The sequence below is a fragment of the Sphaerisporangium album genome (genome assembly GCF_003323745.1).
Lineage (GTDB): Bacteria > Actinomycetota > Actinomycetes > Streptosporangiales > Streptosporangiaceae > Sphaerisporangium > Sphaerisporangium album.
Genome location: NZ_QOIL01000019.1, coordinates 173,917 through 185,905, shown reverse-complemented (window position 1 = coordinate 185,905; position 11,989 = coordinate 173,917). Strand labels below are relative to the sequence as shown.

Genomic DNA, 11,989 nt, shown 5'->3' with positions numbered 1-11,989 from the left:
TCGGCATCACCGTATGGGGCGTCCGCGACAGCGACTCCTGGCGCTCGGGCGACACCCCGCTGCTGTTCGACGGCAACGGCAACAAGAAGCCCGCCTACACCTCCGTCCTCAACGCCCTCAACGCCGCCAACCCGAACCCCACACCCACCGCCACCCCGACCTCCACGCCCACGCAGCCCGGCGGCGGTAACGGCCAGATCAGAGGCGTCGCCTCCGGCCGTTGCGTCGACGTGCCCAACGCCGCCACCACGGACGGCACCCGGGTGCAGCTGTGGGACTGCAACGGGCAGACCAACCAGCAGTGGACCTCCACCTCCGCCCAGGAGCTCAGGGTGTACGGCAACAAGTGCCTCGACGCCGGCGGCTCGGGCAGCGGCGCCATCGTGCAGATCTACTCCTGCTGGGGCGGCGACAACCAGAAGTGGCGCCTCAACTCCGACGGCACGATCGTGGGGGTCCAGTCGAACCTGTGCCTGGACGCCGTCAACGCGGGCACCGGCAACGGCACCCAGCTCCAGCTGTACTCCTGCCACGGCGGCAACAACCAGAAGTGGACCCGTTCCTGAACCTTCCCGACTCCGACGGTGACACCGACGGCTCCCGAGGGCATACCGCCGTCGAGCTTTCGAGGGAGCGCCTGGGCCTGCTGACCCAGACCGACACCACCTGCTGACCTCCTGACGGGGGACGCCTGCGCTGCAAGCGTCCCCCGCACCCTGAGATGGGTGCCGAGCGTGTGCGCGTCCGCCGGGGCGGTGCCCCCCGGCGGACGTGTGTTCCCCCTCCGATTCAGCCGAGGGTCCGGCGTTGGCCGGTTCGAGCCCGCACCCCGGCGGCCGGCCCCTACGGGGGACGTGTGGAGGTCCACTCTCCGTACGTACCAAGATGCACGTATGTCGTTGACCGAGCAGGCGATCGAACGCATCAGACAACTGATCAAGGAGGGAACCCTCCCGCCGGGCGCGCGGCTGCCCCCGGAGCAGGACCTGGCCGCCGAGCTCGGCTTGTCCCGCAACCTGCTCAGGGAGGCCGTCCGCTCCCTGGTCACGACCCGCGTGCTGGAGGTGCGCCGAGGGGACGGCACCTATGTCACGAGCCTCAAACCGGAGTTGCTGCTGGAGGGAGTGGGTCTCGCCGTCGAGATGATGCGGGGCGACGATCTGCTGGAGATCACCGAGGTCCGGCTTCTGTTCGAACCGGTGGCCACGGGGGTCGCGGCCACCCGCATCACCCCGAAGCAACTCGCGAAGGTCGAACAGCACCTGACCGCCATGATCGCCGCACAGGACGACGTGGAGACGCTCAACCACCACGACGACGCCTTCCACCGGGCCGTCTTCGAGGCGACGGGCAACAAGTCGCTGCAGGCGCTGCTCACCGGCATCGCGAGCCGGACGCTCCGCGCCCGCGTGTGGCGTGGCCTCGTCGAGGAGAACGTGGCCGGCCGGACCATCGCCGAGCACGCGGCCATCTACCGGGCGCTCGCGGACGGAAACGCTCCCCTCGCCCAGGCGGCGGCGCTCATGCACGTGAGCACCACCGAGACCTGGCTGAGGGAGAACCTCGGCCGATCGCTGTCCGGTCCCGCTCCCGAACCACGGCGTTGACCGCCCGCAGATCGGCACACGTCAAGATCGCCGTTCGCCCCCGCGCGGAGCTCATCCGCTGCCAGGGGCGCCGTCGGCGCGACATCCCCGGCGTTCGGGCGGGGCCTCCGCCGCTCGCCGGATGGGCGTGCGATGAAACTTCCACACGCCCTCACATCCGACGCGAGCAAGATCGCCATCCGGCAGACATGGGTTGTCTCCCCGCGGACGACGGGGGTCCGGCACGAAGGCACCTGCGGCGAGTACGAACTTCCTGGGTGCCACGGCTCACCTCAGGGACCCTCTTCCCCGCTCGTGAGCTTTGACTTCACGGTCGTCCGCGCCGATCTCCCCCGTCGGCCTCACCGCCGGCCGAGGAGGGACCCTGGACAGATCCCGCCAATTGGCTTACAAAGACATCCAATGTCGCCGTGACAATCCAGTCATGTCCATGAAACATCCACGGGAGTTCAGCCGTCGCTCACCACGAAGGTGGACGTACACGAGCCGTCCCCTGACATGCGGCCGGCCGGGTCCACCCCTGCGGATCGGATGCCTCCAACAAGCCCCCTGCGCGGAAAGGTCCCCCATGTCCTACTCTTCGTCAAGGTTCAGCCGGCGCACACTGCTCGCCGGGGCCGGTGGCACCGCGGCCGCCGGTCTGCTGGGGATCCGCCCGGCGTGGGCCACCGACGGCCCGAGCAGCTACACCCCGAGCTGGTCGTCGGTCGACCAGCACCCGCCGGCGGCCGAGTGGTTCCAGGACGCCAAGTTCGGCATCTACTTCCACTGGGGAGTGTTCAGCGTCCCGGCGTACGCCAACGAGTGGTACCCGCGCAACATGTACAACAACGGGTCGAACGAGAACAACCACCACAAGAGCGTCTACGGTGATCCCTCGGCGTGGCCGTACCACAACTTCATCAACGGCGCCCGGGACAAGGCCGGGAACTTCGTCCAGTTCGCGCCCAAGCTCAGGTCCGCCGGCGGCAACTTCGACCCCAACGAGTGGGCGCAGCTCTTCGCCGACGCCGGGGCCAGGTTCGCCGGCCCCGTGGCCGAGCATCACGACGGCTACTCGATGTGGAGCAGCCAGGTCAACGAGTGGAACTCCGTGGCCACCGGACCCCGGCTGGACCTGCTGCGGCTGCACGCCGACGCCATCCGCGCCAAGGGCCTGAAGCTGCTGGTGGCCCTGCACCACGCGTACAACTTCACCGGTTTCTACCAGTGGGTGCCGGCGCAGCCCACGACCTCGCTGAAGAAGCTGTACGGCCAGCTCGGCGCCGCCGCCCAGCAGCAACTGTGGTACGACAAGCTCCGGGAGGTGATCGACGGCTACCAGCCCGACATCATCTGGCAGGACTTCAACCTGCCGCAGCTCCCCGAATCGCGGCGGCTGGACTTCCTGTCCTACTACTACAACCGGGCGGTGGCCTGGAACAAGGACGTCGTCGCCACCTACAAGGACGGCTTCAACAACCGCGGCGAGGTCTTCGACTACGAGCGTGGCGGGCCGGCCGGCATCCAGACCCCCTATTGGCTGACCGACGACAGCATCTCCAGCTCCAGCTGGTGCTACACGGTCGGGATCGGCTACTACTCGCTGGACGCGATGCTGCACGCGCTGATCGACCGGGTCAGCAAGAACGGCAACATGCTGCTGAACATCGCCCCGATGGCCGACGGCACCATTCCGTCCGGGCAGCGGTCGGTCCTGCTCGGCATCGGGGACTACCTGAAGCGTTTCGGCGAATCCATCTACGCCACCCGAGCCTGGACCGCCCACGGCGAGGGCCCCACCCAGATGGGCGGCGGCTCCTTCACCACGCCACGCCCGGGAACCAACCGGGACATCCGCTTCACCCGCAGCAAGGACGGCCGGGTGCTGTACGCGACCGTGCTCGGCTGGCCCGGCGGCACGCTGGACATCACGACCCTGAACTCCAGCCGCATCAACCTCAGCACCCTGACCTCGGTGCAGTTGCTCGACTCCACGGCCGGTTCCTCCATCAACCTGCCCAACCGCACCCAGGACGGCTCGGCGCTGCACATCTCGATGCCGTCCTCCAACCCTCCCTTCACCGCCCTGGCGTACGTGGTCAAGCTGACCTTCTCCGGCCAGATCCCCGCCCTCGGCAGCGGCAGTGGTGGTCCCATCCCCACCGGCTGGGCGCGGATCGCCAACGTCACCACCGGCCTGGTCCTGGACAGCGGCGGCAACGTCGCCTCCGGCTCGAACCTCAAGCAGTGGAACTACGACGGCAGCACCAACCTGCAGTGGCAGCTGGTCGACCTGGGCGGTGGCTGGTACCGCCTCGTCAACCGCACCAACGGCATGGTCGCCGACAGCTGGGGCAACACCGCCAACGGCGCCAGTTGCCTGCAAGCCCCCTGGAACGGCGGCAACAACCAGCAATGGCGCCTGGGCAACCTCGGCAACGGCCGCTACCAGATAATCAACCGCGGCACCGGCACCGCCCTCGACGGCGCCGGCAACACCGCCATCGGCTCCACCGTCGTGCTGTGGACCCCCAACAACAGCACCAACAACCAATGGACCATCACCGCCGTCTGACCGCCGCCATGGCCGGGTGCGGGTGAGGCCGCGGCGCGCTCACCCGCTCAGGCCGTAGACCCGGGTCGCGGTTCCCTGGAAGACCGCGTCGCGCTCGGCGGCCGACAGCCCGGCGTCGTTGAGCAGTTCGAGCGCGGTCGCGGTCCAGGCGGGCAGCGAGCCCGCCAGCAGGCAGACCGGCCAGTCGGAGCCGTACATGAGGCGTTCGGGACCGAACGCGTCGAGCGCGACGCCGACGTACGGCCGCAGGGTCTCGGCGTCCCAGCGGTCCGGGGCCGCCTCGGTGATCAGGCCGGAGAGCTTGGCCGTCACGTTCGGCTCGGCGGCGAGCTCCCGGACCAGCCCGGCCCACGGTTCCAGCTCCCCGGAGGCGATCGGCGCCTTGGCCAGGTGGTCCAGGACGAAGCCCAGGCCGGGCAGGGCCCGTCGTCCAGGGCGAAACCGGCGCCGTACCCTGTGGCGCGCAGTTCCATCTCCGGCGGCGGGCCGTATTCCGTGCCGGCGGCGTGCAGCAGGGCCGCCCCGGTCGGCGTGACCGCCTCCCCCGCCGCGCACCCGCGCCCCTTTGAGCAGGGCAAGCGTGGCCGGCGCGGGCACGGGCAGCACACCATGGCGGGTGCGTCGCCCCTGCCCTCGGTTCGCCGGCGCGGGCGGACGGGGGTGCGCCGCCGTGGCGGCGCACCCCTCGGGGCCGTTCCGGAACCGGGTCCGCGGGCGCCAGGCCGGATGGTGTCAGTTGAGCTGGGTGAACCTCCACTGCTGGTTCGTGCCGCCGTTACAGGTCCACTGGGTGAGCTGGACGTCATCGGCGGTGGAGGCGCCGGGGACGTCCAGGCACTTGTTGCTGTTGACCGAGACGACGCGGTAGCCCGAGCCGGAGGCTTCGATCTTCCACTTCTGGTTGTTGCCGCCCGAGCACGCCTGCTGCTGGACGAGGGCGCCGTCGGCGGTGGACGATCCCTGGACCTGCAGGCACTTGTTGCTGTGCACGGCGGTCAGGGTGAACGCCCCGTTCCCGGCGTCGGCCGCCTTCCACTGCTGGTTGGTGCCCCCGTTCGCGGCGTACTGGGTGACGGCGGCGCCGTCGGCGGTCGACCGGCCCCTCACGTCGGCGACCTTGCTGCTGTGCACGGCGGTCAGCGTGTACGTGCGTCCTGCCTGCGGGCCACCGGTGCCGCCTCCGGCCGCGACTCCCCTGCCGACAAAGGTGAACGAGTCCACGTCGAACGAGTTCGCCGTCGGCGCCTTGAACACCGCGTAGACGTTGTGCGTGCCACCGAGGTTGGTCACCGGGACGGCCGGCAGGGACACGTAGGTGTCCCACCCGCCGGTGCTCGGCACCGAGCCGGACGCGATGAGCGTGCCGGTCGGCGAGTCGGCGCGCAACTCGATGGAGCCGCCGCTGTTGGACGGCGACGACACGCGGAAGGACACCGAGTCGATCCCCGACAGGCTCATCGGCGTGAAGGAGATCCAGTCATTGTTGGAGACGTCGCCGATGCGCCTGCCGCCCTCGGCTCCGGCCTGATCGATGACCCGGATCCCCGACGAGCCGGTGAAGAACTCGGCCTGCTTGTGCTTGGGCTGCAGCGTGATCCCGGTGCTGCTCTTCAGGCCGCTCCTGTCGGTGTACTCGGCGATCAGGGCGTAGTAGACGTTGGACGCCTCATCATGGCCCGAGAGATCGGTGACCACCGTTCCCGAGCAGCCCGTGTACTGCCCGGTGTCGTGGGCGTGCTGGTCATGACCGAGCGCGGTGATCACCGTCACCTTGGAGCAGTCGACGGTGCCGTCCTCGGGATCGGTGACGTTCACCGTGTAGGAGACGCTGTCCCCGAAGTCGATGAACCCGCCGTTCGGCGGAGCCCCGAAGGTCACCGTGGGCGCCGTGTTGCCGACCGTGATGGGCACGGTCGCGGTACCCGTGTTCCTGGAGGCGTCGGTCACCGTCAGAGTGGCGGTGTAGGTGCCGTTGGCCGTGTAGGTGTGGGACGGGTTCGCGCTGGTGGAGGTCCCGCCGTCGCCGAAGTTCCAGGCGTAGGTGATCGCGTCGCCGTCGGGGTCGGAGGAGCCCGCCGAGGAGAACGCGACGGTCAGCGGCGCCTGGCCCGAGGTCGGGGTGCCGCTCGCCTTGGCGACGGGCGCCCGGTTTCCGGCGACGTAGTCGACACGGTAGATGCCGTCGTCGGTGTTGGCGTGACCGTAGCCGTTGCCCCACTCGGCGAGGTACATGGCGCCGTCGGGGCCGAACTTCATGTCGATCGGCGCGTGCAAGGAGAGCTGCGCGACGAACGGGTTGATCTTCAGGAGGTTGCCCGAGGAGTCCAGGCGGAACTCCTTGACGAAGTTGCGCTGCCACTCATAGAAGAACGGCGTCTTGTCGAAGTACGCGGGGAACTTGCGGCTGGAGGTGCTGGCCGGGTCGTAGTGGTAGAACGGGCCGCCCATCGGGGCCGCGCCGTTGCAGCAGTCGATCTCGGGGAACTCGGCCGAGACGTGGTAGTTGTACCACACGGTCGCGGGCTTGGCCGCCGGAAGGTTGGTCAGCCCGGTGTTGTTCGGCGAGTCGTTGACCGGCGCCGAGCAGTTGAACTTCGCGCCGGAGGTGTTGGTGGCGAAGTTGAAGTCGTTGAACGGGACGTTGTTGCCGGTGCAGTAGGGCCAGCCGTAGTAGCCCGGCTGCTTGATCAGGTTCCATTCGACAGTGCCCTCGGGACCGCGGTTCGCGTTCGCGCTGCCCGCGTCGGGACCGTAGTCGGCCATGGAGATCCAGCCGGTGTCCCTGTCGACCGAGAAGCGGAACGGGTTGCGGAAGCCCATCGCGTAGATCTCGGGACGCGTCTTGGCGGTACCGGGCGCGAACAGGTTGCCCGCCGGGATCGTGTAGGTGCCGTCGGCTTCGGGGTGGATGCGCAGGATCTTGCCGCGCAGGTCGTTGGTGTTGGCCGAAGAGCGCTGAGCATCGTAGTGCTCCCGGCCGGGCCGTTCGTCGATCGGCGCGTAGCCGCTGGAGGCGTTGGGGTTGGTGTCGTCACCGGGCCCGACGTAGAGGTTTCCGCCCGGGCCGAACGCGAGGTAGCCGCCGGTGTGGCCGGGCTCGTCGACGTTGCGGTAGGCGGGGACCTCAAGGAGCTTCTTCTCGCCGGCCATGTCGAGGGTGGTGCCGTTGAACGTGAACCGGGAGACCCGGTTCACCTCGCCACCGGTGAGCGGCGAGTAGTTGACGTAGATCCAGCGATTGGTGGCGAAGTTCGGATCGAGCGCCAGGCCGACCCCGCCGTCCTCGCCGCCGTCGTAAACCGACAGGGTGCCGATGACGCGCGCGCCCCCACCGGCGGGGATCATGTTCACCTTGCCGGAACGCGAGATGTAGAACACGGTGCCGTCGGCGGCGACGTCCAGCTCCATCGGCTGGTCCGGCGCGGCGTCCAGGGTCACCTTCTGGTACCGGGCCGCGACCGTGCCGCCGCAGTCACCGGGTGCGGCGCCCGCCGCCCACTTCACCCCGCCCAGCAGGTGCTGCTTGAACAGGGGCTCGGAGTAGGAGGAGGCCTGGTGGCCCATCGCGGTGGCCCACACGCGGCCGCCTTCGGCGATCTGGCACCAGGAGATGGGGTGGTCGGCGCCCATCTTGTTCGGCCCGGCGTCGTAGGTGGTCTCGTCCGCGGTCGCCAGCACGTGCACGCTGCCGCGCATGTTCTTGTCGAAGTTGTACCACTCCTCGGGGCGGGTCCACCGGTCTGGCAGGCCCTGGGTCGAGGGGTGGACCTTGTCGGCGACCTTGGCGGTGCCCTGCAGGATCGCGGAGTGCTGGGTCATGTGGGCTCCGCCCATCACGACCTGGTCCCACCACGGGAACTGCGCCTCGATGTTCATGTCGGTGGCGTTGTGGATGGCCACGACACCGTGGCCGGCGCGCACGTACGCCTGGATGGCCTGGCGTTGGGCGTCGGTGTCCCAGACCATGCCGGACGTCTGGAACATGATCACGGCGTCGTAGGTGTTCAGGTTGGCCGTGTTGAAGACGCTCGCGTCTTCGGTGTGGTCGACCTGGAAGTTGTTGTCGGTCGCCATCTGCTGGAACATCGTGACGCCGGCGGGGATGGAGTCGTGCCGGAAGCCGGCCGTCTTGGTGAACAGCAGCACCTTGAACTGAGGAGCGGCCGCGTGCGCCGCCGGTACCGCGGTGAACGACAGCAGGAGCAAGGCGGCGGTCAGGAGATGGAACAGGCGCGATCTTCGCATGGAGGATCTCCGAGGGGAGTGTGGGCCTTGTATGTGAGCGTTAACATTTGACGGTGGAGTTCGGAGGCGTTCGGGTCGGCCAGGGCGGATGGCGCCGCACCGAGATGCGGCGAGGCGCTCGCGCCGGGGGCGGTGCCGCCCCCGGCGCGAGCGTGTTCCCTCTCCCGATTCAGACGCGGGTCCAGCGTTGGTTGGCTCCGCCGTTGCAGGACCAGATCGCCAGCCTGGTGCCGTTGGCGGTGGCGTTGTTGGGCACGTCGAGGCACTTGTTCGCGCCCACCGCGGTGATGGTGCCGTCGGTGTTGAACCGCCACTTCTGGTTGTTCTGGCCGTTGCAGTCCCAGATCTGCACCGCCGCGCCGTCGGCGGTGCTCTGGTTGGCCACGTCCAGGCACTTGCCGCCGTACACCCGCAGCTCACCCGCGCCGGTCGAGGTCCACTGCTGGTTGACCTGACCGTTGCAGTCCCAGAGCTGCGCCGCGGCGCCGTTGGCCTGCGAGACACCCGCCACGTCCACACACCGGCCCGACCCCACACCCCTGATCGCGCCCCCGCCCGAGGGAGGTGGGGTGCTCCCGCCGTTGAGCGCGTTCAGTACGGAGGTGTAAGCGGGCTTCTTGTTGTAGTTGCCGTCGAAGAGCAGCGGAGTGTCGCCGCTACGCCAGGAGTATTTGTCGGTGATGCCCCACACCGTGATGCCGGTGCAGCGGGGGACGGCGGTGCAGGCCTCGACGACGCGCCGGTAGGCGTCGGCCTGCGCGGAGCCCGAGCCGCCGACGTCCAGCTCGGTGATCTGCACGTCGACGCCCAGGGCGGCGAACTGCGCTATGTTCTGCTGGTAGTTGGACGGCGGGTTCCCGAAGTGCGACTGCAGGCCGACGCAGTCGATCGGCACTCCGCGCGCCTTGAAGTCGCGGACCATGTTGTACACGCCACGGGTCTTGTTCGCGTTGGCGTCGTCGATGTTGTAGTCGTTGTAGCAGAGCTTGGCGGCCGGGTCGGCCGCGCGGGCGGTGCGGAACGCCTCCTCGATGAAGCCGTTGCCGATCCGTTGCTGGAACACCGAGCTGCGCAGCGTGCCGACCGCGCCGCCGTCGGCGAAGGCCTCGTTGACCACGTCCCAGGCGTAGATATTGCCCTTGTAGTGGTTCATCACGCCGTTGATGTGGTTGTTCATCGCCGTGCGCACGTCGCTCGCCGACGACAGGTTCTGCACCCAGCCGGGGAGCTGGGCGTGCCACACCAGCGTGTGCCCGCGGATCTTCATCCCCTGCCCCTGGGCGTGGGAGACGATCCGGTCGGCGTTGCCGAAGGAGAACGCCCCCCGGGACGGCTCGGTGGAGTCCCACTTCATCTCGTTCTCCGGCGTGACCGAGTTGAACTCCCGGTCCCAGGTCGCCACGTACGCCGAATCGCTCAGATGTCCGGCCGCCACCGCGGCCCCGAAGTACCGGCCGCTCTGGGCCGCCGACGCGCCCAGCGTGCTGGCCGCGTCGGCGGGACCGGGGACCGCCAGCGCCGTGGCCACCCCCGCCAAACCGATGACGCCGCTGACCACCAGGTGGCGGACCCGGGCGAATGGTCGCCCGGCTCGAGGTGAAGATATGACGTTTCTGCCCATGCCTGAGCCTCCACTGCGGGATCTGATGAAAACGGGGGATGCGCAGGGACACGTGAGTAAGCGACGGGCGCGCTCCATCGACGGAGGGCGGTACCACCGCGGTATCACCGGCGTCACAGCCGGCGGCTCCTGCCGTCCACCACCGATCCCGGCACGAGCGAGCCGCCTTGAGGACACAGTCTGGGAAATGTGTACGAAACATGTCAAGCCCATGAGCGGATCGATTCGACGCCCTCGCAGGCATGGTGCCGACGACACCGCTGATGAGAAACCGCCTCGGACAGGATCGGGCGAGTGCGCGGCCGGATCACCGACCTGAAAGTTGCACCACCGCCCGTCCGGCAAGAAGCGCGTCTCCTCCCTGGTGAGGCGGCACGAGACCGGACGCGACCGGCCGATGTGCCGACAGCCCGGCGAACCGCACCCTTGACGGACCTCACCGCGTCGTGTTTGCTCCGCTGCACCACCACCAAGCGGCCGACCGAAGAAGGAGGCCCGGCTCGCACACTCGTTGTTAGCGCTAACACCGGCACGCCGGCTCGCCGCCGTAGAGCCGGCCGTACAAGGCGGAAGCGCGTGAGCGCCGCCGGCGATGCCGCGCGCCGGGTGGGCGTGCGGGGAACCGTCACGTCTCGCCATACCCCGACAGTGCCGCCGACCCGACCATCCAACTTCACACAAAGGCGGAACGATCGACAATGTTAGCGATAACAGCCCGTGAACTGCCTGCTCACGCCCAGAGCGCGTCGCGCATGCGCGGATGGGGACGGTGGCAGGCCGCGGCGCTCCTGGCCGTGATGGTGGCGCTGAGCCTCGTCATGGGCGGGGGTGTGGCTCGCGCCGAGTCCAATGGCGGGGTGCGCGTCATGCCGCTGGGCGACTCCATCACCGAGGGCACCCAGGTGCCGGGCGGATACCGCATCGGGCTGTGGCAGCGACTGGCCGCAGGACGCTACACCGTGGATTTCGTCGGGTCGCAGTTCAACGGGCCGGGCAACCTGAGCGATCATGACCATGAGGGTCATCCCGGGTGGCGGATCGACCAGATCGACGCCAACATCACGCGCTGGGCGCAGACCTACACCCCGCGCACGGTGCTGCTGCACATCGGCACCAACGACGTGCTGCAGAACTACAACGTCTCCAGCGCGCCCCAGCGGCTGTCCACGCTGATCGACCACATCACCGCGGCGGCGCCGAACGCGGACGTGTTCGTGGCGACCATCATCCCGCTGTCGAACTCCGGCCAGGAAGCCGCCGTGCGCACGTTCAACGCGGCCGTCCCCGGCATCGTGCAGAGCAAGGTGAACGGCGGAAAACACGTCCATCTTGTCGACATGCACGCCGCGCTCACCACGGCCGATCTGATCGACGGCATCCACCCCACCGCGGGCGGCTACGACAAGATGGCCGCCACCTGGTACAACGCCCTGCTGTCGGTGTCCGGCAGCATCGGCCTGCCCGGCAGCCCTCCCTCGGGCGGGGGCGCGATCAGGGGTGTGGGGTCGGGCCGGTGTGTGGACGTGGCGGGTGTCTCGCAGGCCAACGGCGCCGCGGCGCAGCTCTGGGACTGCAACGGTCAGGTCAACCAGCAGTGGACCTCGACCGGCGCGGGTGAGCTGCGGGTGTACGGCGGCAAGTGCCTGGACGTGGCCAACCAGAGCACCGCCGACGGCGCGGCGGTGCAGATCTGGGACTGCAACGGCCAGAACAACCAGAAGTGGCGCTTCAACACCGACGGCACCATCACCGCGGTGGGCGCGAACAAGTGCCTCGACGTGCCCAACAACGCCACCGCCAACGGCACCAGGCTGGCGATCTGGTCGTGCAACGGCGGAGCCAACCAACGCTGGACCCGCGCCTGACACCACCACCCTTCGCCGGGGAGGGACCGATCTCCCCGGCGAACGTTCCAGCGAACCCAAGGGGCGTGGCCGTTCGGGCACGCCCTTCGCCCCC

Annotated in this window: 9 protein-coding genes; 5 read left to right on the top strand and 4 right to left on the bottom strand. The window is 68.9% G+C overall.

Annotated elements, in window-relative coordinates; translation table 11 throughout:
• From DQ384_RS29640 to DQ384_RS29630, 4 genes are all read left to right on the top strand, one after another.
• On the top strand, positions 1–566 hold a 566-nt coding region (locus DQ384_RS29640), incomplete at its 5' end, for an RICIN domain-containing protein (protein WP_181871489.1).
• A complete protein-coding gene (locus DQ384_RS43770; RefSeq protein ID WP_281274125.1) occupies positions 551–673 on the top strand; it encodes a hypothetical protein in 123 nt (40 codons plus the stop codon). The genes DQ384_RS29640 and DQ384_RS43770, both read left to right, overlap by 16 nt.
• Before the next feature lie 220 nt (positions 674–893).
• Positions 894–1,607, top strand: coding sequence for a FadR/GntR family transcriptional regulator (locus tag DQ384_RS29635; RefSeq protein ID WP_114032161.1), 714 nt, complete (start codon positions 894–896; stop codon positions 1,605–1,607).
• A gap of 568 nt (positions 1,608–2,175) precedes the next feature.
• Positions 2,176–4,164: an alpha-L-fucosidase gene (locus tag DQ384_RS29630; protein ID WP_114032160.1), complete on the top strand. Its 1,989-nt coding sequence runs from the start codon at positions 2,176–2,178 to the stop codon at positions 4,162–4,164.
• A gap of 39 nt (positions 4,165–4,203) precedes the next feature.
• Here the strand turns inward: DQ384_RS29630 and DQ384_RS29625 are convergent, their stop codons facing one another.
• From DQ384_RS29625 to DQ384_RS29615, 4 genes are all read right to left on the bottom strand, one after another.
• Entirely contained in the window at positions 4,204–4,584 is a 381-nt protein-coding gene (locus DQ384_RS29625; protein WP_425451528.1) for an amidohydrolase family protein, read from the bottom strand.
• Complete coding sequence (larC, locus tag DQ384_RS44290; RefSeq protein WP_425451525.1) at positions 4,473–4,775, bottom strand: nickel insertion protein; 303 nt, start codon at positions 4,773–4,775, stop codon at positions 4,473–4,475. The genes DQ384_RS29625 and larC overlap by 112 nt, the downstream gene beginning before the upstream one ends.
• Before the next feature lie 121 nt (positions 4,776–4,896).
• Positions 4,897–8,409 carry a ThuA domain-containing protein gene (locus DQ384_RS29620; protein ID WP_114032159.1) on the bottom strand — a complete coding sequence of 1,171 codons (3,513 nt, stop codon included), beginning with the start codon at positions 8,407–8,409 and terminating at the stop codon, positions 4,897–4,899.
• Positions 8,410–8,578: 169 nt separating this feature from the next.
• Positions 8,579–10,030, bottom strand: a complete 1,452-nt coding sequence (locus DQ384_RS29615; RefSeq protein WP_114032158.1) for a glycoside hydrolase family 10 protein — start codon at positions 10,028–10,030, stop codon at positions 8,579–8,581.
• A gap of 752 nt (positions 10,031–10,782) precedes the next feature.
• Here DQ384_RS29615 and DQ384_RS43220 point away from each other — a divergent pair.
• A complete protein-coding gene (locus tag DQ384_RS43220; RefSeq protein ID WP_114032157.1) occupies positions 10,783–11,895 on the top strand; it encodes an SGNH/GDSL hydrolase family protein in 1,113 nt (370 codons plus the stop codon).
• Positions 11,896–11,989: the final 94 nt, after the last annotated feature.

What these genes read in the sequence shown, in the direction of transcription:
- DQ384_RS29635 (WP_114032161.1), top strand. Translation starts at nt 894, where the DNA reads ATGTCGTTGACCGAGCAGGCGATCGAACGCATCAGACAACTGATCAAG.
- DQ384_RS29630 (WP_114032160.1), top strand. Translation starts at nt 2,176, where the DNA reads ATGTCCTACTCTTCGTCAAGGTTCAGCCGGCGCACACTGCTCGCCGGG.
- larC (WP_425451525.1), bottom strand. Translation starts at nt 4,775, where the DNA reads ATGGTGTGCTGCCCGTGCCCGCGCCGGCCACGCTTGCCCTGCTCAAAG.
- DQ384_RS29620 (WP_114032159.1), bottom strand. Translation starts at nt 8,409, where the DNA reads ATGCGAAGATCGCGCCTGTTCCATCTCCTGACCGCCGCCTTGCTCCTG.
- DQ384_RS29615 (WP_114032158.1), bottom strand. Translation starts at nt 10,030, where the DNA reads ATGGGCAGAAACGTCATATCTTCACCTCGAGCCGGGCGACCATTCGCC.
- DQ384_RS43220 (WP_114032157.1), top strand. Translation starts at nt 10,783, where the DNA reads ATGCGCGGATGGGGACGGTGGCAGGCCGCGGCGCTCCTGGCCGTGATG.